The 21,809-nt window shown below is 72.9% G+C and carries 23 protein-coding genes and 1 pseudogene; 12 read left to right on the forward strand and 12 right to left on the reverse strand.

Annotated features, from left to right (window positions below):
- Window positions 1-82: 82 nt before the first annotated feature.
- On the forward strand, window positions 83-370 hold the full coding sequence (locus IE260_RS20295; RefSeq protein WP_189873842.1) for a zinc-ribbon domain-containing protein: 288 nt from the start codon (window positions 83-85) through the stop codon (window positions 368-370).
- Window positions 371-697: 327 nt separating this feature from the next.
- Here the strand turns inward: IE260_RS20295 and IE260_RS20300 are convergent, their stop codons facing one another.
- Window positions 698-1,585: a LysR family transcriptional regulator gene (locus IE260_RS20300; protein WP_189873844.1), complete on the reverse strand. Its 888-nt coding sequence runs from the start codon at window positions 1,583-1,585 to the stop codon at window positions 698-700.
- 92 nt (window positions 1,586-1,677) lie between these two features.
- Here IE260_RS20300 and IE260_RS20305 point away from each other — a divergent pair, with 92 nt between their 5' ends.
- The 3 genes from IE260_RS20305 to IE260_RS20315 all read left to right on the forward strand — a co-directional run bounded on the left by IE260_RS20305 (window position 1,678) and on the right by IE260_RS20315 (window position 4,161).
- A complete protein-coding gene (locus tag IE260_RS20305) occupies window positions 1,678-2,580 on the forward strand; it encodes a PhzF family phenazine biosynthesis isomerase (protein ID WP_189873846.1) in 903 nt (300 codons plus the stop codon).
- 113 nt (window positions 2,581-2,693) lie between these two features.
- A complete protein-coding gene (locus tag IE260_RS20310; protein WP_189873848.1) occupies window positions 2,694-3,182 on the forward strand; it encodes a GNAT family N-acetyltransferase in 489 nt (162 codons plus the stop codon).
- Window positions 3,183-3,330: 148 nt separating this feature from the next.
- The gene (locus IE260_RS20315; RefSeq protein ID WP_189873850.1) at window positions 3,331-4,161 is read left to right on the forward strand and encodes a lysozyme; all 831 of its coding nucleotides are present in this window, start codon (window positions 3,331-3,333) and stop codon (window positions 4,159-4,161) included.
- Between the two features lie 32 nt (window positions 4,162-4,193).
- On the opposite strand, the gene IE260_RS20320 is transcribed toward IE260_RS20315, so the two are convergent.
- Window positions 4,194-4,901: an FAD binding domain-containing protein gene (locus IE260_RS20320; protein WP_189873852.1), complete on the reverse strand. Its 708-nt coding sequence runs from the start codon at window positions 4,899-4,901 to the stop codon at window positions 4,194-4,196.
- A gap of 248 nt (window positions 4,902-5,149) precedes the next feature.
- Here IE260_RS20320 and IE260_RS20325 point away from each other — a divergent pair, with 248 nt between their 5' ends.
- On the forward strand, window positions 5,150-5,767 hold the full coding sequence (locus IE260_RS20325; RefSeq protein WP_229880944.1) for a sugar O-acetyltransferase: 618 nt from the start codon (window positions 5,150-5,152) through the stop codon (window positions 5,765-5,767).
- Window positions 5,767-6,312 (forward strand): TetR/AcrR family transcriptional regulator, encoded by a 546-nt coding sequence (locus tag IE260_RS20330; protein WP_189873856.1) that lies wholly within the window; start codon window positions 5,767-5,769, stop codon window positions 6,310-6,312. The genes IE260_RS20325 and IE260_RS20330 overlap by 1 nt, the downstream gene beginning before the upstream one ends.
- Before the next feature lie 109 nt (window positions 6,313-6,421).
- Here IE260_RS20330 and IE260_RS20335 read toward each other — a convergent pair whose 3' ends face one another.
- The 4 genes from IE260_RS20335 to IE260_RS20350 form a co-directional block, all read right to left on the reverse strand.
- Window positions 6,422-7,225 carry an alpha/beta fold hydrolase gene (locus IE260_RS20335; RefSeq protein ID WP_189873858.1) on the reverse strand — a complete coding sequence of 268 codons (804 nt, stop codon included), beginning with the start codon at window positions 7,223-7,225 and terminating at the stop codon, window positions 6,422-6,424.
- Window positions 7,226-7,235: 10 nt separating this feature from the next.
- On the reverse strand, window positions 7,236-8,003 hold the full coding sequence (locus tag IE260_RS20340) for a class I SAM-dependent methyltransferase (protein ID WP_189873860.1): 768 nt from the start codon (window positions 8,001-8,003) through the stop codon (window positions 7,236-7,238).
- A gap of 114 nt (window positions 8,004-8,117) precedes the next feature.
- Entirely contained in the window at window positions 8,118-8,744 is a 627-nt protein-coding gene (locus IE260_RS20345; protein WP_189873863.1) for a sigma-70 family RNA polymerase sigma factor, read from the reverse strand.
- A 181-nt stretch (window positions 8,745-8,925) separates the two neighbouring features.
- Window positions 8,926-9,660: a hypothetical protein gene (locus tag IE260_RS20350; protein ID WP_189873864.1), complete on the reverse strand. Its 735-nt coding sequence runs from the start codon at window positions 9,658-9,660 to the stop codon at window positions 8,926-8,928.
- Between the two features lie 329 nt (window positions 9,661-9,989).
- Here IE260_RS20350 and IE260_RS42805 point away from each other — a divergent pair.
- Window positions 9,990-10,195: pseudogene (locus IE260_RS42805) on the forward strand (hypothetical protein); the annotation flags it as partial.
- Window positions 10,196-10,240: 45 nt separating this feature from the next.
- Here the strand turns inward: IE260_RS42805 and IE260_RS20360 are convergent.
- Window positions 10,241-10,597: a PRC-barrel domain-containing protein gene (locus tag IE260_RS20360; protein ID WP_189873866.1), complete on the reverse strand. Its 357-nt coding sequence runs from the start codon at window positions 10,595-10,597 to the stop codon at window positions 10,241-10,243.
- A gap of 190 nt (window positions 10,598-10,787) precedes the next feature.
- Between IE260_RS20360 and IE260_RS20365 the strand changes: the two genes are divergently transcribed.
- Window positions 10,788-11,630 carry an RNA polymerase sigma factor SigF gene (locus IE260_RS20365; RefSeq protein ID WP_189873868.1) on the forward strand — a complete coding sequence of 281 codons (843 nt, stop codon included), beginning with the start codon at window positions 10,788-10,790 and terminating at the stop codon, window positions 11,628-11,630.
- A gap of 217 nt (window positions 11,631-11,847) precedes the next feature.
- Here the strand turns inward: IE260_RS20365 and ku are convergent, their stop codons facing one another.
- Entirely contained in the window at window positions 11,848-12,930 is a 1,083-nt protein-coding gene (gene ku / locus IE260_RS20370; protein ID WP_189873870.1) for a non-homologous end joining protein Ku, read from the reverse strand.
- A gap of 327 nt (window positions 12,931-13,257) precedes the next feature.
- Here ku and IE260_RS20375 point away from each other — a divergent pair, with 327 nt between their 5' ends.
- A complete protein-coding gene (locus IE260_RS20375) occupies window positions 13,258-14,379 on the forward strand; it encodes a lipid II:glycine glycyltransferase FemX (RefSeq protein WP_189873872.1) in 1,122 nt (373 codons plus the stop codon).
- A gap of 19 nt (window positions 14,380-14,398) precedes the next feature.
- Here the strand turns inward: IE260_RS20375 and IE260_RS20380 are convergent, their stop codons facing one another.
- Together IE260_RS20380 and IE260_RS20385 are read right to left on the reverse strand one after the other, a co-directional pair.
- On the reverse strand, window positions 14,399-15,139 hold the full coding sequence (locus IE260_RS20380) for a class I SAM-dependent DNA methyltransferase (RefSeq protein WP_189873874.1): 741 nt from the start codon (window positions 15,137-15,139) through the stop codon (window positions 14,399-14,401).
- 57 nt (window positions 15,140-15,196) lie between these two features.
- Window positions 15,197-16,654, reverse strand: coding sequence for a purine-cytosine permease family protein (locus IE260_RS20385; protein ID WP_189873876.1), 1,458 nt, complete (start codon window positions 16,652-16,654; stop codon window positions 15,197-15,199).
- 69 nt (window positions 16,655-16,723) lie between these two features.
- On the opposite strand from IE260_RS20385, the gene IE260_RS20390 reads away from it, so the two are divergent.
- From IE260_RS20390 to IE260_RS20400, 3 genes are all read left to right on the forward strand, one after another.
- A complete protein-coding gene (locus tag IE260_RS20390; protein ID WP_189873878.1) occupies window positions 16,724-17,368 on the forward strand; it encodes a TetR/AcrR family transcriptional regulator in 645 nt (214 codons plus the stop codon).
- A gap of 20 nt (window positions 17,369-17,388) precedes the next feature.
- A complete protein-coding gene (locus IE260_RS20395) occupies window positions 17,389-19,014 on the forward strand; it encodes an amidohydrolase (RefSeq protein ID WP_189873880.1) in 1,626 nt (541 codons plus the stop codon).
- A gap of 110 nt (window positions 19,015-19,124) precedes the next feature.
- On the forward strand, window positions 19,125-19,841 hold the full coding sequence (locus IE260_RS20400; RefSeq protein WP_189873882.1) for a type 1 glutamine amidotransferase: 717 nt from the start codon (window positions 19,125-19,127) through the stop codon (window positions 19,839-19,841).
- On the opposite strand, the gene IE260_RS20405 is transcribed toward IE260_RS20400, so the two are convergent.
- Both IE260_RS20405 and IE260_RS20410 read right to left on the reverse strand, forming a co-directional pair.
- Window positions 19,827-21,098, reverse strand: a complete 1,272-nt coding sequence (locus IE260_RS20405; RefSeq protein ID WP_229880947.1) for an MFS transporter — start codon at window positions 21,096-21,098, stop codon at window positions 19,827-19,829. The two genes, IE260_RS20400 and IE260_RS20405, sit on opposite strands and share 15 nt — an antisense overlap.
- Window positions 21,099-21,182: 84 nt before the next feature.
- On the reverse strand, window positions 21,183-21,752 hold the full coding sequence (locus IE260_RS20410; RefSeq protein ID WP_189873884.1) for a TetR/AcrR family transcriptional regulator: 570 nt from the start codon (window positions 21,750-21,752) through the stop codon (window positions 21,183-21,185).
- Window positions 21,753-21,809: the final 57 nt, after the last annotated feature.

The following is a 21,809-nucleotide window of genomic DNA, read 5'->3' on the forward strand; positions in this document are numbered from 1 at the left end:
GGGCGGATCGACGTGCGCGAAGATGGCACCGTGACCGGATCCCCCGGTCACGGCAGGCACTGCCACGGGGAAGGACCGGCACGTGATCATCTTCGGCACCAAGGGCTACCTGTACCAGCTCGCCATACTCACGCTGGTGTGCGGCCACTGCGGCAATCCCTCCGCCCACACGCTCCGGAAGCGCGTCACGAAGTTCACCCTGTTCTTCGTCCCGCTGTTCCCGTTCTCGACCAAGTACTCGACGCAGTGCACCTTCTGCGGCGCGGAACAGAAGCTGACCAAGGAGCAGGCGGAACAGCTCCAGGCGCAGGACGCCGGCACGCAGCAGAACAACCCGTACGGGCAGCCGCAGCAGCCGTACCGGCCCTGAGTCCTCGTCGCCGGGCGCACGGGTGGCGACGCGGCCGTCCCTTGCCGCGCCGCCATAACCCCGTACCATCACGCCCCGTCCGAGTGCCCGGGTTCGCCGGTCCTACACATCCGCGTGTTTCCCACGGGCCGCGGAAGCGGGCCGTCCGGCACCGGTGCGACTCGCGCCGCCGACCGGTCGCCGTCGCACACCGCCTCGCCTCACCGCCTGCCGGGGCGTCGAGGTCCACGTCGAGGCCGAGGACCAGTGCGCCATGCGGCTCAGTCCGGCCGGAGCGGGGCCCTCGGGAGCGGCGGGGGATCAGGAGCCTGCGGGGTGCCGCCCGGCTCAGTCGTTCCAGTGACGCACGAGCTCCCGCGCGAACTCCCGCACGGCGGGCGATGCCCACCGCCGGCGATACCGGGCCAGCAGTACCGGTACGTCCGGGAAGCGCGGTCCCCCGACCTCGGCAAGTCGGCCGCGGCGCAGTTGTTCTTCCACGGTGGTGCGGGGCAGCAGGGTCAGGCCCAGCCCCGCCGCCACGCAGGAGCGCGCGGCGTCCACGCTGCCGAACCGGGTCAGGCGCGGCCGGGCGCCGGGCACGGCGAGCAACCGCCGTGCGAACGCGTCGCTGTAGGAACACCCCTCCTCCAGCAGGAAGAAGCTCTCCCCCGCCAGTTCCTCCCACGTCACCGCATGTGCCGGCGCGGCGAGGCGGTGGCCCGGACCGCAGACGAGGGCGAGCGGCTCCCGAGCCACCGGTTCGGTCGTCAGGTCGGGGTGCTCCGTCTCCTCCTCCCACATCAGCGCCAGGTCGAGGCGTCCGGACCGCAGACCCTCGACGCACTCCGCGGGCCCGGCCGCGTGCAGGTGGACGTCCACCTCGGGACGGCTGGTACGCAGCCCCGCGATCACGGCCGGCAGCCGGGTGGCGCACAGCGACTCGGGGGTGCCGACCACCACCCGCCCCGACACGGTCCCGACGTCGGCGCAGCCGGCCCGCAGGCGGGCCACGGCGTCGAGCACGTCCTCCGCCCTCTCCAGCAGCCGACGGCCGGTGTCGGTGAGCAGCGCACCGGTGGGGAGGCGGTCGAAGAGCCGGACCCCGAGGTCCCGCTCGAGGGTGCGGATGTGCACGGTGACGGTGGATTGCGCCAGGTGCAGCTCGGCTGCGGCAGCGGTGAAGCTGCCGGTTCGGGCGAGCGTGGTGAAGGTCGTCAGCAGTCGGGTGTCCACGGCGGCAGCCTAGGCGAGGCATGCGTGTTCTCGATGGGAACGATCAGAATCCATCGTTGGACACGATCGGCGCGCGATGACAGCGTGGGGCCATGACCAGTGACGTGACGGGAACGAACCACGGGGCGCACCGCTCCGGGCCGCTGACCGGGACCGAGATCCTGCGCTACTCCGCCTTCACCCACGACCCGGGCGGCGGCAACCCCGCCGGGGTCGTCCTGGACGCCGCCGGGCTCGACGACCCGGCGATGCTCCGGACCGCCGCCGAGGTGGGCTACTCCGAGACGGCCTTCGTCACCGGCGGGGACGAGGCGGCGCGGCGCTTCCGGGTGCGCTACTTCAGTCCCCTCACGGAGGTGGCGTTCTGCGGTCACGCCACGGTCGCGCTCGCCGTGGCGCTGGCCGAGCGCCTGGGGCCCGGCGAGATCGTGCTCGACACCCCCGCGGGCGAGATCCCGGTGTCCACCGAGACCGACGGGACGGGCGCGGTGCGGGCCACGCTCACCAGCGTGCCGACGCGGTCCCGTCCGGCCGAAGCCACGGAACTTCGGCAGGCACTCGCGGCTTTGCGGTGGACGCCCGACGACCTCGACCCCGCACTGCCCCCGCACGTGGCGTTCGGCGGCAACGATCACCTGGTGCTCGCCGCGGCCTCCCGGGCGCGTCTGGCCGACGTCGACTACGACTTCGACGGACTCGCCGAGGTGATGCGGCGGCACGGGTGGACCACGGTCGATCTGGTGTGGCGCGAGTCGCCGGAGCGGTACCACGCCCGGAACCCGTTCCCCGTCGGCGGTGTCGTGGAGGACCCCGCGACCGGAGCGGCGGCCGCGGCGTTCGGTGGATACCTCCACGCGCTGGGCCTCGTCACCGGCCCCGCCACGATCGCGATCCGCCAGGGCGAGGACATGGGCCGCCCCAGCGACCTGCTGATCACCGTGTCGCCGCAGGACTCCCGTACCCGGGTCACCGGACAGGCGGTGCCGATCCCCTAGGGCAGCCCGGCGCGGAGGCGGGTGGCCGACGGCAGCCCGGCCCGACGGGCACGGCGCAACTCCGTCGGGTCCGTGCCGAGTTGGCCGCCAGTCCTGTCTGGCACACTCACGGGATGATCGTCAGACTCGCACGGACGAACGACTTCCCCGGCTTCCTCGACCTGGCGGGGCAGGTCGAGCACTGGTTCGGCCCGATGGTCGAGGAACCCGGCTTCCACCAGGCCGTGCAGGAACACATCCACCGGTCCATGGCGCTCGTCGCCGTCTCCCCGCCGTCGGACCGTCTGCTCGGCGGCCTGTTGTTCGGCGTGCGGGCGCCGGCCTACCACGTCCACTGGCTCGTCGTCTCGGAGGAGGCGCGCGGGCGCGGGGCCGGGCGGGAACTGATGGCGGACGCCGTACGGAGGTTCGTACGGGAGCCGGGCACCCTTGAGGTGGTGACGTTCGGAGCCGATCATCCGGGAGCCGTCGTCGGCGGCGCACGCGTCTTCTACGAGCGCCTCGGTTTCGAGCCGGCCGAGGTCACCGACCCGGGCCCGGACGGCGGCTCCCGGCAGGTCTATCGCCGGGCCGTGGCCCCTGAGGAGGACACCCGCCTTTGACCGGCGGACCGTCAGGCCGTCCGCCGTGGCGGCCTTTACCGGCGGGCCCACCCAGCCGTCCCGCGTATCACCCCCGTTCGGACGCGGGTGACGCCGTCTGGCCGACTGTGGGATGCGACGGGGCGCGACGGCGGCTCGGATGGGTTCCATGCACATACCCACAGCCGCGGCCTCCGGCCGCTCCCGCCTGCTCACGTCGGGCGTTCTGCTCGCCGCCCTGTCGCTCGTGCTGACGGCGCACGCCGTACCGTCATCGGCCGACGACGTACCGGATCGTGGTTCCGCCTACATGGGCAGTGGAGTTCTCGCCCACGAAGGCGTGCTCGGTCCGCCCCCCGCCGGCACCCGGGTCACCCAGACGGAGGGCGTGGACGTCTCCAGCCACCAGGGCGAGGTCGCCTGGACCACCCTGTGGAACAGCGGCGTCAAATGGGCCTACGTGAAGGCCACCGAGGGGACGTACTACCGGAATCCGTACCACGCCCAGCAGTACAACGGCGCGTACGACGTCGGCATGATCCGCGGTGCGTACCACTTCGCGACCCCGGACACGGCGGGCGGCGCCGCCCAGGCCGACTACTTCGTCGACCGCGGGGGCGCGTGGTCGAAGGACGGCAAGACCCTGCCCGGCGTGCTCGACATCGAGTACAACCCCTACGGAAACACCTGCTACGGCAAGACGCACAGTCAGATGGTCAGCTGGATCCGCGACTTCCTGGACAGGTACAAGGCCCGCACCGGCCGGAACGCCGTGATCTACACCTCCACCAACTGGTGGCAGCAGTGCACCGGTGACTACAGCGGCTTCGCCTCCACCACCCCGCTGTGGATCGCCCGCTACGCCTCCACGGTGGGCCCCCTGCCGGCCGGCTGGACGTACCACACGATGTGGCAGTACACCTCGACCGGCCCGACCGTCGGAGACCACGACAAGTTCAACGGGGCTCTGGACCGCGTCAAGGAACTCGCCAACGGCTGAGCGTGATCCGGCGCCGGCAGCGCGCCGACGGGTCAGACCAGCCTGTCGACGATCTGCCGGCGCACCACTTCACGGGCCGCGGGGGCGAGCGCGCCGACGTCCCCGCGCTCCAGGGCTTCGATGACCTGATCGGCGCCGCCGTCACAGGGCGCGCTCTCGCTCAGCACCTCGTAGCCGTCGCGGACGGCGATGCGGAGTCGGCGGCGCCCCTGCCCGTCGTCGTGCACGGCGGTGGCGACGGCCAGGGGCGGCGGCCCTCCGGCGTCGGCGGGCTCCTTGTGGTAGCCGCTGGACATGGGAGTGCGCCAGCGGATGCCGAGGAGCAGGTGACGCTTCGCCAGCACCTCGGCCAGATCGGTCTCGTAGGCCCCGTCCGTGCCCAGCACCGTCGCGTGGGCGTCCAGCACGAGAGCCGCGGGCAGCAGGCAGCGCAGTGTGCTGCCGACGAGGTTGCCGCCGACCGTGGCCGTCCGGCGTACGGCTCCGGTGCCCACGGAGCCCGCCGCCCGGCGCAGGACCTCGGGCACGCGGTCGTCGATCCGGTTCAGCACCACGGCCGCGCCCAGCGCCTCGGGCTCGAGCGCCGTCGCCTCCGGCAGATCGCGCAGCGACATGGCCTGCTCGGGGAAGCCGTCGCGTTGCCAGAGGGCCCACACGAGCGTGGCCCCGCCGATGGGCACCGCCCCCTCGGCGAGGCACTCCTGTGCTTCGGACAAGGACGTGGGAAGACGCAACAGCACGGCGATCGACCTGCTTTCCCGGGAGTCGGCGGTTCGACGCGCGCGTCCGCCGCGTGTTCACGGTCACTGCGCATTCTCCGCACGCCCATGGGGGCGCGTACAGGGCTCATGACGACCCGATGTGCGCCCACTGGGTGCCCGTGCACCACCTGTCCGCCTCCCACTTTCCTCAGGGCGCACTGCCGCACGTTCCGGACACGAGTAGCTGGAGCGTACGATCGTACGCTCCAGGGTGTACGATCGTACACGTGATTGACCACTTCGCCGGTGATCCCCGGAGCCACCACGAACGCATGCTCGCCGGAGACCTCTACATCGCCGACGACCCCGCCATCGTCGAGGCCCAGCAACGCGCGCAGCGGCTGGCCGCGGCCTACCGGCAGGCGTTCGTCGACGACCCCGCCGAGGCCCGGAAGATCCTCACCGAACTGGTGGGCGAGGTCGGTGAGGGGACCGAGATCCGGCCGCCGCTGTACGTCGACTACGGCAGCCACCTCACCATCGGCGCACGCACCTTCGTCAACTTCAACCTGACCGCACTGGACGTCGCCGCCGTGCGTATCGGCGACGACTGCCAGATCGGCCCGAACGTGCAGCTGCTCACGCCCACCCACCCCTTGGAGCCGGGGCCGCGCAGGGACAAGCTGGAGGCCGCCCGGCCCATCACCATCGGCGACAACGTGTGGCTCGGCGGAGGCGTCATCGTGCTCCCGGGCGTGACCATCGGGGACGACAGCGTGATCGGGGCGGGCTCGGTGGTCACCAAGGACGTCCCGGCCGGAGTCGTCGCCGTCGGCAACCCCGCCCGTGTGGTCCGCTCCCTTCATGCGGACGCGGCGGCCGGCACCCCCGTGGCGGAGGAGTAGTGGCCACCGGACACGCCGACCCGCAGCGGCGGGCCCGTATCCTCCGCGCGGTACTCGACCTGATCGCCGATGAGGGCGTGGCGGGAGTCTCGCACCGGAAGGTCGCCGCACGGGCGGGCGTCCCCCTGGGGTCGATGACCTATCACTTCGCGGGCCGCGACGCCCTCTTGCGCGAAGCCTTCGCCTCCTTCGCCGAGCAGGCCGCGGCACTGTTCGAAGAACGGCTCAGCGCGGCCGTCGACCGGCAGGAGGCTCGCGAGGCGGTGGCACAGCTCGTACGCGAGCTGTCCGAGGGCGACGCGCGCACGCTCGTCCTCACCCACGAGCTGTACACCCTCGCCGCCCGGGAACCCGCCTACCGGGACCTCACCCACACGTGGATGCGACGCAGCCGTGCCGCGCTGGAGCGGCACTTCGACGCGGCGACCGCGCAGCAGCTCGACGCGCTGATCGAGGGCCTGTCCCTGCACAGGGCACTGGACACCACCCCGCACGACCACACCCTCACCGTCGACGCGATCGACCGGCTCACCGCCGCTCCCTGAAGCACCCCGGCCGGCACCCCTCGAACCGCCCGCCCGGCACCGGCCCCTGACACCGGTACCGGGCGGGCCCTCCCGTACGGCCGGCGCCCGCCCCACGTCGCGCGTGCCGTCACACCTGCGCGGCGAGGAATTCCAGCAGTGCGGCGTTGAAGCGCTCGGGCTGCTCGGCGCCGGGCAGATGGCCGGCCTTCTCGATCACGGCCAGGGTGGCATGCGGGACGAGGCGGTGGATGGCCTCGGCCTCGGCGACGGGCGTGTAGGCGTCGTCCGCCCCGACGGCGATCAGCACCGGAGCCTCGACGGCGGCCAGCACCTCACGGTAGTCGGGGCGTTCGGCCCGCCCCCGCAGTGCTGCCGCGGCACCGCGCGGATCGGTGGCGCACATCATCTCCAGAACCCGTGCGGCCACGTCGGGCATCGCGGTGACGTTGTAGTCCGCGAGCATCTTGTCGACGACCTCGTAGGCGTAACCGTCCATGCCCTCGGCCAGGAGCCTGTCGGCGAGCCGGTTGCGGAACCGCTTGCCCTCGTCGGTCTCGGCCGCGGCGGAGGTGTCGGACAGGACGAGGGCGCGCACCCGCCGGGGGTGGCGGAGCTGGAACTCCATGGCGATCTGGCCCCCCATGGAGACGCCGCCGACCACGGCCCGCTCGATGCCCAGGTGGTCCAGGAGTGCCGCCAGGTCGTCCGCGAAGTCCGCGAGCAGGACCTTGCCGGGGGTGACACCGCTGCGGCCGTATCCGCGCAGGTCCGGGGTGACGACGCGGTGGCCGGCTCCGGTCAGCGCCCTTGCCTGGGGTGCCCACAGAGTGCGGTCGAAGGGGTGCCCGTGCACCAGGAGAACCGGCAGCCCGGCCGGGGGACCGAGGTCGTCGTAGTCGATGGTGACGCCGCGCAAGGTTGTCGAGGTCATGCCGGGAACCCTAGCCCGGCGGGACGGGGAACCGCCGGGCTCCGCCGACCCGGACCGGACGTCGCGCGACGAAGACGAACTCCCGGCCCGGACGGTCCGGTGCCCCGCGGACCTCCTCCACCGCGAAACCGCACGCGACGAGGTCCGCCTCCACCTCCTCCCGCTCACGGAACCGCAGCGTCGACTCCGAGGTCAGGACCTCCCCGTCGGCCGCGAAGACGTAGGTCCACCGGAAGGTGACCAGGGGCCCGCTCACCTCGACCAGCCGGACCCAGGTCTCGACCGGCCCGACGCCGGGGATCTCCGTCACGCCGTAGGAGTCCTCCCGGTTCCACCTCTCCCAGGCCCGCACGGCCGGATCCCGGGTCTCGAAGACCAGAACCCCGCCCGGTCGCAGTGCGGCGTGGGCCCCCCGCAGGGTCCCCCGCCACTGCGCTGCGTCGGTGATCTCCTGGGCGGCGTTCGCCGTCATGGTCGCCATGTCGACGCGCAGCGGCGGCAGCGAGGTCGCGTCACCCCGGATCCAGCGCACCCGTTCACCACCCGGCTTGCCCCGGGCCACGGCGAGCGACGCCTCAGCGGGATCGACGCCGACGACCTCGATTCCACGGCCGGCCAGCAGCAGGGCGAAGACCCCCGTGCCACAGCCGATGTCCAGTACCCTGCGTGCCCCGAACTCCCCGGTCATGCGGAGATACGCGTCGAGGTCGCCGCGGTCCGGGTCGAGCGCGTCGTAGACCGCGGCGAGCCGGGGGTGCCGGAAGCACTCGTCAGCCATGCGGCCGAAGATAGGGGAAGCGGTCGGCGAACGGCCACCGCGTTTTCCGCGCGCGGCGGCGCGCCTCACGGGTCCGGATCACCCGGCGATCCGGACCCGTGGCCGTACGGGTCGTCAGGCCGCGGCGGCGACCGGCGCGACGTCCTCGGCGTCGTTCAGCCACTCGATGAGGGAGGTGCGGGCCCGGGCGACCCGGGAACGCACCGTTCCCACGGGGCAGTGACTGACGTGGGCCGCCTCGGCGTAGGGCAGGCCCAGGAGCTGAGTGAGGACGAACGCCTCGCGGCGGTCGTCGGGGAGCGTCTCCAGCAGTTCGGCGAGGGCGATGCCGTCGTCGAAGCCCGGCAGACCGCGCGGCTGGGTGCGTTCGGCGGCCGCCTCCCAGTCGTCCGTGGCCGACAGACGGGGACGGGACGAGCTGTGCCGGATGCTGTCGATCACCGCGCGGCGGGCGATGGACAGCAGCCAGGTGCGGGCCGACGAACGGCCCTCGAAGCGGTGCAGGCTGCCCAGGGCCCGCAGAAAGGTGTCCTGGGTCAGATCGTCGGCGCTCTGCGGGTCGGCGCCGAGGAAGGTCACGTAGTGGCGGACGTCCCGGTGCAGGGCGCGCACGAAATGGTCGACGGCGTCGGCATCGCCGCCGCGCGCGGCGAGTGCCCAGGCCGTGATCGACTCGTCGTCGGCGCCCGTGCCGGACCGTCCGCACGGTCCGGGCGATGGGGGCAGGGCAGGAGTGATCACCTGTGTCTGTCCTTCTCGGGATCAGGGATCCGGTCCCCTGGCCTGCGCCCCCGCGGGTCGGCGGGCGGCACGGCGGGACCGGCGATGAGGGGGCGGCCGGGCACGGGGGTGCACGGCCGGGGACCGAGGCGGCGACCGACGGCGCGGTGGCTGTCGTGCGGCCTCGGGGAACCGGCTGCCGTCAGGCGACAGCGCTCCCTGGCGGCGGGCCCCGAGAAGTGATCGCGTGGGTGAGGAGGAAGCGGTGCGGCGCGCGGTCCGAGCCCCTTCGGCGGGCCCGGACACGCGGCCGGTGCGCCGGCGCGGGCAGCGGGAGGAGCAGCCGCAGCGGGGCGACGAGCCGGGCGGCCAGGGCCCGCAGGACACGGAACGCGGCACGTTCGCCGTGGGCGAGCCAGAGCCCGCTCAGCACCGCGGCCAGCAGGTGGGCGGCCAGCATGCCGGTCGAGGACATGCCGGCCATGCCGTGTGTCATGGCGTCCGCGGACGCCGACTGTGCCGTCGTGCCCATGACGTGCATGCCGTGCGCGCCGTGCTCCATGGGGCCCGCGGACACCGACACGGCGTCAGCTTCCCCACTAGGGCGCCCCGGTGGTGTCGCGCACAGCAGGAGGTCCAGCCACTGCCGGACGAGGGACTCGCCGGGCGGCCGGGGTCGCACGACCGCCTGGGCGAGCGCGAACGACGAGTGGAGCACGGCCTGGGCGACCACCGCGCAGGAGACGACGAGCAACGGCCCGCGTTCCCGGCCGGCCGGCCACCAGGCCGAGCCGCCCACCGCCACCGCGCCGGCCGTCAGGGCCCACCAGGGCACGGCGATGCCCGACATCATGACGTGGCCGAGGGAGGCGAGCAGCACGCAGACGGCCGCGAACACCGCGGCTCCTACGGTGCGAGCGCACCACCCTGCAGTCATGGCGGCCTCATCCTTGCATCAGCACTGCCTCGATCACCGATGGGTACGGATTCCGGTCCTGCCTCCCGCTCGATCCGGCGCCTGTGATCCTGACACAGCGCGCGCCTCCCCTCCAGTGGTCGTACGCCGCGCACGTCCGGTTCCCCGGCCCCCTGCCGAACCGGGGCGCCGGGAGCGGAGGCGGGGGCACGGGCGCGGGACGGGTGACCGCCGTGCTCCCGCGCCCGGCGCGGACGCGCGTTCGCCGCCGCCCGGGGATCCCACTGACAGTCCCCACGACCGCCGGCCCGGACACCGGCGCGCGGCAACCCCACGGAAGGTGGCCCGGCATGACCGACACAGGTGGCCTCGAGCCCGTCGCGACGTTCTGCGGCAACGGCGACTGCGGCTGCCCCCGGTTGTTCGTCGACCCTGGTGCGCCGGCCGACCGGCGGGTCGTCCTGACCGACGACTTCGGTCAGCGGATCCGGATGAGCGCCGACCAGTTCTCCTCACTCCTCGACGAGCCGAGCAGGGCAGGCTCGACGGTGTCGCCGGCCCTGAGCGGGCGGGCGGCGACACCGGGGACCGGCGGTGCGGCTCAGCGCCGCGCGAGCCGGCGTTCGCCGCGGCTGCCCTGGGTGTACGGCAGGTCGTAGTGGGCGAAGATCTCACCTTCGGCCTGGGCCGCGAGTTCGCCGTCCGGGTCGATCCCGGGCGCCTCCTTCACGACCCCCTTGTCGTACGGGACCTTCAGGTAACCGGGCCCCACGGTGGCCTTCTCCACGGGGACGAACACCAGTCGGCGACGGGTCGGCAGACCGACCGTGACCGCGGCGAACGAGGGTTGGTCGGTGGCGGTGTCGACGTAGATCGACTCCAGGGTCCCGATCTTTCGGCCGTCCTTGTCGACGACGTCGTGATCACGCCACTCACGAATGTTCTCAGCCTCGAACATGACCTCGTCTTCCCTTCTGAAAATGTCACCTATTGTCCTATTCCCCACTTTTGGCCGCAGTCGCATGGTGTATCCCCGCACCGGCGTATGCGCGGGCCGGAAGGCATGCGGGGACGAGGTCGGGGTAGCCGCTCTTGCGTCGGCCGGTGAACGGGCACCGGCAGGGCCGGACGACTGGGAGGGCAAGATCATGACGACGACGACCGTGCAGGCTGCTGAGCACACCACCGGGATCCCGGAGATCGCGGATCCCTCCAAGGTGGCGCCCAAGGACGCGCGGGAGTTGTCGAGGCTGTTCTTCGACCAGCTGACGGTCCTCGAGGAAGGCACGCCGGAGTACCAGTACGCGCGCAACACGCTGATCGAGATGAACATGTCCCTGGTCCGCTACGCGGCCGGCCGGTTCCGCAGTCGCGGACCGGAGGAGATGGAGGACATCGTCCAGGTCGGCATGATCGGGCTGATCAAGGCCATCGACCGCTTCGAACTCTCCCGCGAGGTGGAGTTCACCTCCTTCGCCGTGCCGTACATCGTCGGCGAGATCAAGCGGTTCTTCCGCGACACCTCGTGGGCCGTGCACGTTCCCCGGCGGCTGCAGGAGGCCCGCGTGCAACTGGCCCGCGCCACCGAGGAACTGCGCAGCCGTCTGGGCCGCAACCCCACGACCAAGGAACTGTCCGAGCTGATGAGCCTGCCCGAGGACGAGGTCGTGGAGGCCCGTGTGGCCGCCAACGGCTACAACTCGGCCTCCCTCGACGCGGCCATCCACGGCAGCGAGGACGGCGAATCCGCCCTCGCCGACTTCATCGGGGCCGACGACGCGGCTCTCGGGCTCGTCGACGACTTCCACTCCCTCGCCCCGATGATCGCCGCGCTCGACGAACGCGACCGGCAGATCATCCACTGGCGGTTCGTGGAGGAACTCACCCAGAAGGAGATCGGCGAGCGTCTCGGCGTGTCACAGATGCATGTCTCCCGGCTGATCTCCCGCCTGCTGGCCCGCCTGCGCGAGGGCATGCTCAGCACTCACTGACCGCCCGTCACACCGGCCCGTCGCACCGACCGTCGTGGCCGGACCCGCCCGAGACGGCATGACCGCGGGCGACCACCGCCCGTCCTGTCTCGACGACGGCGGTCCCGACGGGCCCCGGCACGTCCACTCCGGGCAGGGCAGGACGCGCCGGGCCGACCCGGCGGGCCTCGGTGCGGCGCTTCCTCGGCGGCCTGTGACGTCATGACCGAGCCGGCCGTCAGGCGGCGGTGGTCTTCTTCTTCCGCCGGCGGCCGGACCCGGCGAGGACGTCGACGAGTTCCTCGCGGCTCATCTTCGAGCGCCCGGAGATGCCCTGTTCGGTCGCACGCCGGTACAGCTCGGCCTTGCTCAGCTTCCGCAGCGCCTGCTCGTCGCCGCCCCCGTCACGGGCCGCGGTGGGTGTACGCGCCTGCTTCGGCGGCGCCTTCCGGGACGGCGCGGACCTCTTCGCGGCGCCTTCGCGTCCCGCTGCCGCGCCACGGGTCTTCCTCCTCGGCGACGGCTGCCGCCCGCCACCGGTGCCCCGAGCCCGGTCGAGGCTGCCCTGCAGCACCTCCATCAGATCGATCACGTCGGTGGCCGCGGGCGGCTCCTCAGCGACGGCGACCTCCTCGCCCTCGGCCTTGGCCCGCACCAGGTCGCGCACCTTCTCCTGGTACGTGTCGTGGTACCGGGAGGGATCCCAGGGGCCGCTGAGGGCGTCGACCAGCTGCAGCGCCATGTCCAGCTCCTTTCCCCGGCCCGCTCGGCCCGACGGCAGCTCCGGAAGCTCCTTGCCCGGGTCGCGGACCTCGTCGGCCCAGTGCAGCGTCTGCAGGACGAGGACCTCGCCCTCGGCCCGGAGCGCGGTGAGGTACTGCTTGTTGCGCATGACGAAGGTGGCCACGCCGGCCTTGTCCGCCTCGGCCAGCGCGGTGCGGAGCAGCTGGTAGACCTTGAGGTACTCCTTGCCCCGGGGGGCGACGTAGTAGGTGCGGTCGAAGAAGACCGGCTCGATGTCGTCCAGGTCGACGAAGTCGCTGATCTCGATCGTCCGGGAGCGGCCGGGCGCGATCTCGTCGAGCTCGTCCGGCTCGACGACGATGTACTCGCCCTCGCTCACCTCGTAGCCCTTGACGATGTCGCCGGTGTCGACCTCCTCGCCGGTGCGCTGGTTGACCCGCCGGTTGCGGATCCGGTCGGAGGTCCCGCGCTGCAACTGGTGGAAGTGGACGGTGTGGTCCTCCGTCGCCGTGAACAGGCCGACGGGTACGGTGACCAGCCCGAAAGTGATCACGCCTGTCCAGATCGCGCGTGCCATGGCCGTTGGCTCCATCCTGCCGGACCGCCGAGCCGTGGGGCTCCTCCTCCCCGGCACGGTCCCACCGCGGACGGCACGGCGCCGGGCGTGGGCCCGGCGCCTGCGCTTCCCCGGTGAGACCTTCACTCTTCCGGCCGATGCGGCGGCCGGGCTCCGGCGCCCACGGACGGCACCGTCGCAGGTGACCGCGAGCGGTCCTCCGGGGCCTGCGCACGGCGGGCGGCCCGGTTGCGGGGGCCCCGCGATGCACGTTCCGTGTGAGGTGCGGTGCGGGACGCCACCTCTCGCGCCCCGGCAGTCCTGCGAATCGACCAGAGGAGCCCCCTCATGAGCTGTCGCCTGGAGGCGATCACCCGCGAAGAGCACCTGCGCTTCGTCGCGACCCGGCCTTCCGTGAGCCACATGCAGGTGCCTTCGTGGGGTGACGTGAAGCCGGACTGGCAGGCGGAGAGCCTCGGCTGGTTCGACGAGGACGACCGGCTCGTCGGGGCCGGGCTGGTGCTGCTGCGGCCACTGCCCAGGCTGAAGCGCGCTCTGGCCTACCTGCCCGAGGGCCCGGTCATCGACTGGGACGCGGCGGACCTGGAGGGATGGCTGCGGCCGATGCTCGCGTACCTGAAGCGGCGGGGCGCCTTCTCGGTACGGATGGGGCCGCCCGTGGTGACGCGCCGCTGGAGTGCCGAGGCGGTCAAGGCCGCGATCTCCGACCCGGGGGCCCGCCGACTGGGGGACGTGCGGGCCACCACTCAGGAGCCGGGGGCCGCGGAGATCGCCGGCCGGCTGCGCCGGATGGGCTGGCAGCAGGCCGATGCCGGGGGCGAGGACGGCTTCGCCGCGGGCCAGCCGCGCTACGTGTGCCAGGTGACCCTCGCCGGGCGGTCGCTGGAGCAGATCGAGGGCGGATTCAACCAGCAGTGGCGCCGCAACATCAAGAAGGCGGAGAAGGCCGGCGTCAAGGTCGTCCAGGGCGGCTACGAGGATCTGCCCGACTTCCACCGCCTGTACGTCGAGACCGCCGAGCGGGACCGGTTCGTCCCGCGCCCGCTGCCCTACTTCCAGCGCATGTGGACCGCACTGACCGCCGAGGACCCGGACCGCATGCGCCTCTACCTCGCCCACCACGACGGAGAGGTGCTCGCGGCGGCCACCATGCTGACCGTCGGCGAGCACGTCTGGTACTCGTACGGCGCCTCCACCAGCCGCAGGCGCGAGGTCCAGCCGAACAACGCCCTGCAGTGGCGCATGATGTGCGACGCCCATGAACTCGGTGCGTCGGTCTACGACTTCCGTGGCATCACCGACACCGTCCAGGAGGACAACCCCCTGCTGGGACTGCTCCGGTTCAAGGCCGGTGCGGGCGGCGAGGCCGTGGAGTACCTCGGCGAGTGGGAGTACCCGCTCAACAAGGTGCTGCACAAGGCCGTGAGCCTGTACCTGTCCCGGCGCTGACCGGTGCGTGACGCCGGCGTCAGCCGGCCGGCTTCTCCCAGACCGAGACGTGCCCGCGGCTCTCGTGGTGGAAGGGGGTTCGTGTCCAGCCCTCCCACCGGTCGCGCAGCCGGAGCCCGGCGAGGCGGGCCATCAGGTCGAGTTCGGACGGCCACACGTACCGGAACGGGTAGTACTCGTACTCGGCACGCCCGTCGACGACGGTGACGTAGTTCGAACTCATCGCCTGGGTGGCGACGTCGTAGACGTCGAACGCCCAGTGTGTCGGACCGGTGCGGAACGGTACGGCGTTCTGGCCCGGCGGCAGCCGCCGGAGCTCCGGCACGCCGACCTCGATGACGAAGCAGCCGCCGGGCCGGAGGTGGGCGGCGGCGTTGCGGAAGCAGGCCACCTGGGCGTCCTGCGTCGTCAGGTTGTTGATCGTGTTGAAGACGAGGTACGCCACCGTGAACGTGCCCGGCACCCGGGTGGTGGCGAAGTCCCCGATGGTGACGCCGACGGCGTCGCCGCCCGGCTTGGCGCGCAGCCGGGCGGTCATGGCGCGGGACATGTCGATGCCGTGGACCGGGATCCCGCGGCGGGCCAGCGGCAGTGCGATCCGGCCGGTGCCGACGCCGAACTCGAGCGCCCGGCCGGCACCGGCGAGTTCCGCCAGCAGGTCGACCGCCGGGTCCACCGCCTCCGGCCTGAACATGTCCGCCAATGACTCGTCATAGGCGGCGGCGACGCTTTCCCCGAAGTAGCCGTCCTCGTCCGACATGCCGGGACAGTACCTCCGGCGGGCGGGCGGGCGCCTGTGATTTTCCGGCGGGCGGGGTCACCCGCGGACACGGGCGGGGGCGCGCCCGCCCGACAGTCGCGTGAGGAGCGCGTACAGCGAGGCGGCGACGACCATGCCGGCGGGCAGGGCGAGGTCGATGCCGCCGGCGGCCTGGGCGATCGGCCCGGTGTAGAGGGTGTTGACGCACAGGGCGGCGGCGACGACGCCTCCCGCGAGCGCCAGGGCACCGGCCGGGTTGACGCCCGCGGTGTACCAGAAGGGCCCGCCGGGGGTCTCGTCCGTCAGGGCGGGGCCGTCGTAGCGGTTGCGGCGCAGCAGGATGTCCGTGGCGTAGACGGCCATGGCGGGGCCGAGGAGCACGACGGTGAGCTGGAGGACGTTGCTGACGGTGTCGAGGAAGTCGGAGAACAGGAGCCCGTAGAGGGTGAGGGAGACGGCGGCGGTGCCGTCGGCGATCACACTGAGGGAGCGGCGGATGCGGATGCCGACGGCCTGGAGGGCGAGTCCCGCGCTGTAGGCGGTCAGGGCGTTGATGGCGATCGTGCCGAGGACCAGGGCGGCCAGGAAGATTGGCTCGAACCAGCCGGGGAGGATGGTCCCGAGCCCGGCCTGCGGGTCGGTCATGTCGACGGCGGTCGCGGCGAGGGCGCCGAGGGAGCAGACGACGACGCTGGGCAGGAAGCCGCCGAGCGCGGTCCAGCCGATGACGGCCTTCGCGGGCGTCGTGCGGGGCAGGTAGCGGGAGAAGTCGGCGCTGGTGGTGTAGGACAGCGGCCCGGCGCCGATGAGGGCGACCCCGGCGATCAGCACCGCCCACAGGTCGGTGCCGGTGAGCGGTTCGGCCGGCACGTAGGAGAAGTCGGTGTGCCCGAGCACGCTGACCGCGACGACGGCGAACGCGGCGGCGAGGACCAGGGTGATCGGGAGGTACAGCTTCATGATCATGGCGTGTCCGTAGACGCCGATCGCCAGGGTGAGCGCCGCGATCACCATCACGACGGCGACCTTGACCCCGGTGCCGGCCGTGATCCCGGCCTTCTCGACGAGGGCGAAGGCGGCGGTCGCGGCGGCGGCCAGGTTGAGGGCGAAGTAGCAGACGGAGATCAGCCAGCCGACGACGGCGTTGTTGACCCGGTTGCCGCGGACTCCGTACATGGCCCGCGTGATCACTTCGCTCGGTGCGCCCGCGGCCGGCCCCGATATGGACAGCAGCCCGGTGAGTATCCAGAAGAGGTTGCCCACCACGATGACCGCGAGGGCCTGCCACAGGGTCAGGCCCATGAGGACGAGGGCGCCGCCGACCACGAGGCTCAGGTAGTTGACGTTCGCCGCCGCCCAGACGGAGAACAACTGCCGTGGGTGGCCGTGGCGTTCCGTGTCGGGGATGTGGTCGATGCCGTGGGCCTCGACGCGGCCCGCCCGGTCCGACGGGGGCCGCGGCGGCTGATGCGCGGCGCGGACGCCGTTCTGAGGGTCTGGGATCGTGGACGCCATGAGGCACCTCCGGGGTGCTGGTTACCCACCTGCTTGCCTGTTGGTCGCACACTCAATAGCATTGATTTCATGTCGTCAAGCGTTCCGAACAAGCGAATCCGCAAATCTCCGGCGGCCAGACGTGCGGAAATCGTTGCGGCGGCCGCCGCCGTGGCACTGTCAGAAGGGCTGGAGTGCATCACGCTCCGGCGAATCGCCGAGGAGCTCGACGTCCGTCCCGGACTGATCAGCCACTACTTCCCGGCGGTGGAGGACCTGGTGGCCGAGGCGTTCGGCGAGGCCGCGGGCTCCGAGCTGGACGGGCTCCTGCCCGCCGACCGCGGGGACGCCACCCCCACGCAGCACCTGGCGCGGTTCTTCGCCCGGACAAGCGGGGAGGCCTACGACGACATCAGCCGGCTCTGGCTCAACGCCCGGCACCTGAGCCGCTACCGGCCCGCGCTGCGCGACCGGGTCGCCGTCCAGGAGGCCGCCTGGCGCAACCGGTTCGAAGCGCTCGTCCGCGACGGCGTCGAGCTGGGCGAGTTCCGCACCGAGGACCCGCTCCTGGCCGCCATCCAGATCCTGGTCGTCCTCGACGGCCTCGGCATGCTCGTCAACAGCGTCGACACCGACGACGACCCGCCGGCGGTCCGGCGCATGCCCGCCACCACGGCGGAGCGCGAACTCGGCCTGCCCGCGGGCACCCTGACGGCTGCCGCCAACTCGAACTGACCGCCTCCAAGGAGCCTCACGTGCGCACCTCTCTCATCCTGCTCTCGGCCCGTCTGCTCGACCCGGCCACCGGCGCGTTCCTGCCGCACACCGCACTGGCCGCGGCCGACGGGCGGATCACCGCCCTGGGCGACGACCGGGAGATCCGCGCACTCGCGGACGCCTCGACGACGGTGATCGACGTCAAGGGGGGCGTCGTCACGCCCGGTCTGGTCGACGGGCACATCCATCCCGTCACCGGCGCCGACCTGACCCACGGCCTGGACCTGTCCTCCTGCACCGACCTGCAGCAGGTGCGCGCGGTACTGGCCGGCGCGGTACGGGACCTCTCCCCCGGCGCATGGCTGCACGGCTGGGGCCTGGACCCCAACGTCTTCGGCGACCGCCCCGTCGAGACGGCGCCGTTCGACGCCGTGCTCGACGGGGTGCCCGCGTTCCTGCTGCTCTTCGACGCGCACTCCGCGCTGGCCAGCCGGCGTGCGCTGGAACTCGCCGGTGTGGACGGGCCGCGTTCCTTCGCCCAGGCCACGGCCGAGGTGGTGTGCGACGCCGGGGGCAGGCCCACCGGTCTGCTCCTGGAGGACGCCGCGTGCGAGCTGGTGGAGCGCGTGGCCCCGCAGCCCACGCGCCAGGAGCGCCGGGACCGGCTCGCCGCCGCGCTGAGGGCCATGGCCGCCGCCGGTCTGACCGGCGGCCACGTCATGGACGCGAACGGCGACAGCCTCGCGCTCTTCTCCGAACTGGACGCGGCCGGGCGACTCCCGCTGCGCCTGCGGGTCGCGCCCTGGTGCCAGCCCGGCACCGACGCCGACGGCGTCCGCGCGCTCGTCGAGCAGCAGGGTGCGGGCGGGCGGCTGTGGCGGACCGACGGCGTCAAGATCTTCATGGACGGCACCATCGACAACGGCACCGCGTGGCTGGAGCACCCGGACTGTCACGGCGAGTCCCGGCACGCCTTCTGGCCGGACCCCGAGGAGTACACCCGCATCGTCGGCGAGCTGCACAGGGCCGGCGTGCCCACGGCCACACACGCGATCGGCGACGCGGCCGTACGCCATGTCCTCGACGCCGTCGAGAAGGCCCAGGCCGACGGCGGACGCGGGGTGCGCCACCGGGTCGAGCACATCGAGACCGTCCCCGACGACACCCTGCGCCGGTTCGCCGAACTCGGCGTCGTCGCCTCCATGCAGCCCACCCACTGCTGCGACTTCACCCGGGCCGACCACACCGACAACTGGTCGCGGCGCCTCGGCGAGCCGCGGGCCTCGCGCGCGTGGCGCTGCCGCGATCTGCACGACTCCGGCGCCGTGGTGGTCCTCGGCTCCGACTGGCCCATCGCCCCCTACCCGCCGCTGGGCGTCATGGCCGGTGCCCGGCACCGCCGTCCGACCCGCGACCTCACTCAGGCCCCGCACGGTCCCGAGCAGGCGCTGACGGCTCTGGAGGCCCTCCGGGGGATGACCGTCAACGCCGCCTACGCGGCGGGCGAGGAACACGACGCGGGCCGGATCGCCATCGGTCACCGTGCCGACCTGACGGTCCTCGCCGTCGACCCGCTCACCACCCCGGCCACCGAACTGCACGACGTTCCCGTACTGCTCACCGTCCTCGACGGCGACCCGACCCATCGCCACGCCTCCGTGTGACCTGAGCGCCGGCCGGCCCACGGCGGGGTTCCGGGGTTCCGCCCCACCCCGCCGTGGGCAGTCACAGTGAAGGTCGTCCGAGGCACTGATCCGAGGCAAGGGGTGGGCGGGTGTCACAGCTGCTGGTGGTGCAGAACGGTCCGAGCGGCGGGCCGGGCCGCTTCGGCGACTGGCTGGCCGCGGAGGGGGTGACGCCCGACGTGGTCCACGCCTACGCCGGGACCGCTCTCCCCGGGAGCCTGGAGCCCTACCGGGGTCTGATGGTTCTCGGCGGCGGCTACCTCCCGGACGAAGACGACCGCGCACCATGGCTCGCACCCACCCGGTCGCTGGTCGCCGAGGCGCTCGGGCGGGACGTCCCCGTTTTCGGGATCTGCCTCGGCGGACAGCTCCTCGCCCAGGTGGCGGGCGGCACGGTGCGGGGCCGGTCCGGCACGCCGGAGTTCGGCAGCACGCCGCTGACGGTGCGTTCCGAGGCCGGCACCGATCCGCTGTTCCGGCGGCTGCCCGGACGGGTGACGGGCATCGAGCACCACGTGGACGCCGTCACCGCTCTGCCTCCGGGAGCTGCCTGGCTGATGGAGAGCGAACACTGTCCCTACCAGGCGTTCCGGGTCGGCGACCGGGCGTGGGGTGTGCAGTTCCACCCCGAGGCCGACGCGGACCGGGTCCGGTCGTGGGACCCGGAGCGGCTGCGGGCCCACGGGGTGGACGCGGAGGAACTGTGCCGCACCGCGGAACGCGACGAGCCGGCGGCGACCGAGGTGTGGCACGAGGTCGCCCGCCGTTTCGCAGCGGTCGTCCGCGGTGGCTCAGCGGCTGGATGACTCGCGTGGACCGTCGGCCGGGAGGCTCCGGGCACACCGCTTCGCCCGCCACCGCGAACCCGCCCAACCGGCGCCCACCAGCGCGGTGACGACCGCGAGAACGGCGTACGAGGCCGTGTAGGAGGCCGAGGTGGCGACCGCGCCGGCCGCGAGGGCGCCGAGCCCCGTGCCCGCGTCGAAGCCGACGTTCCACGCCGTGCCGACGGCCGAGCGCGCCTGCTCGCCGGCGGCGGCGAAGGCCTGCACGAGGGTCAGGTTCTGCAGACCGCCGTACGCGACGCCCACGGCGAGCATGCCGACGACCAGGAGGACTCGCCCGGCGGCGCCGTGGCCGCTCGCCGTGCCCACGCCGATGGCCGCGAGTCCGGCGGCGCCGACGAAGAGGAGCGGTGCGATCGCCGGGGCGGCGCCCCTGCGGTCCGCGTAGCCTCCGAAGCCCCAACGGCACAGTGCCGCAGTTCCGGTGAACACCAGGAGCGCCACGTACACCGTGGTCGGGTCGGGGTCCAGGCCCGGAGTGAACGTGAGCACGGCACCGCCGGCCGAGGTGATCGCGAGCAGGGCGGCGATCGGCCCCGTCAGGGCCCGGCGGAGTCCGGCGGCGTCGCGGCGCTCGGCGCGCCGGGCGGTGGCGGGGGACGGCCGGTCCGCCGTGCGCAGGGCGCGGGCCACGGGCGGGGCGAGCGGAATGGCGAGCAGGGGGACGACGGAGAGCGTGAACACCAGCCAGAACCCGATCGCCTCGGCGAACCAGGGCGCGACGGGGACCAGGAGGAACTGCGGGACCGCGACCGCCAGTCCGTAGGCCCCGACCGCACGGCCGCGACGCGCGGGCTCCACGAGGGCGGCGACCCCCATGGCGCCGCACACGGTGATGATCCCGAACCCGAGACCACGCACCGCCGCGAGCGCCGTCACCGCCCGGACGTCGTCGGTGAGGAGGTGCACCGGTGCGGGAGCTCCGAGCAGACAGGCCCCGAGCGTGAGTGTCCAGCGCCAGCCGAGGCGGGCGAGCACTCGCCCCACGAGCAGCTGGGCGAGCACCGTGCTGAGCATCAGCACGCCGTTGACCACTCCCGCGCCCAGTTCGTCGGCCCCGCCGTCGAGCACCCAGAGCGGTGCGACCGGCATCAGCAGCGCGAATCCGGCGAATCCCAGCGCGGTCGAGCCGAGCAGGGCCGGCATCCCCGGCGCCCGCCAGACCGACGAGGCACCGCGGGTGCCGCCGGTCGCATCGTTGGTCCGTCCATCCGACATCCGGCAGATGGTATACCAAAGCATCGTCACACAGAGGGCCGGGCCCGCGGCGCCGTCAGGCGGCGCCCCCCGGGCGGACCCCGCTCACGGTGCGGGCCAGTTGCGCAGCAGGGTGTCGAGGGCGTCCAGGATCCGTGACCACGTCTCCTGCGAGTCGGGGGCGCTGTGGCTGAAGCCGCCGGAGGACTCCAGGTCGACGTAACCGCGGAAGACGCTGCCGAGCAGCCGGACCGCGTGCGTCTGGTCGGGTTCCGCCAGGTCGTAGCCGCGCAGGATCGCCCGGGTCATCTGGGAGTGCCTGGCACCCGCGCTCGCGGCCGCCGCCTGCGGGTCGAGGCGGAACTGGGCCGCCGCGTAGCGGCCGGGGTGCTCGCGGGCGTAGTCGCGGTAGACGTTCGCCAGCGCGGTGAGGGCGTCCCTGCCGGCCCGCCCGGCCAGTGCCGCGGCGCCCCGGTCGGCGAGTTCCTCGAGGGCGAGCAGGGCGATCCGCGTCTTGAGGTCGTGGGAGTTCTTCACGTGGGAGTACAGACTCGCGACCTTGACGTCGAACCGTCTGGCGAGCGCCGAGACGGTCACCTGGTCGAAGCCGACCTCGTCGGCCAGTTCCGCACCCGCCTGGACCAGGCGGGCCGTGCTCAGCCCCGCGCGCACCATGACCGTCCTCTCGTCCTGCCGGAGTCGATTGTGCCTTTGCCTAAACCCCTTAGGCAA

It is taken from the genome of Streptomyces viridiviolaceus, assembly GCF_014650995.1.
Lineage (GTDB): Bacteria > Actinomycetota > Actinomycetes > Streptomycetales > Streptomycetaceae > Streptomyces > Streptomyces viridiviolaceus.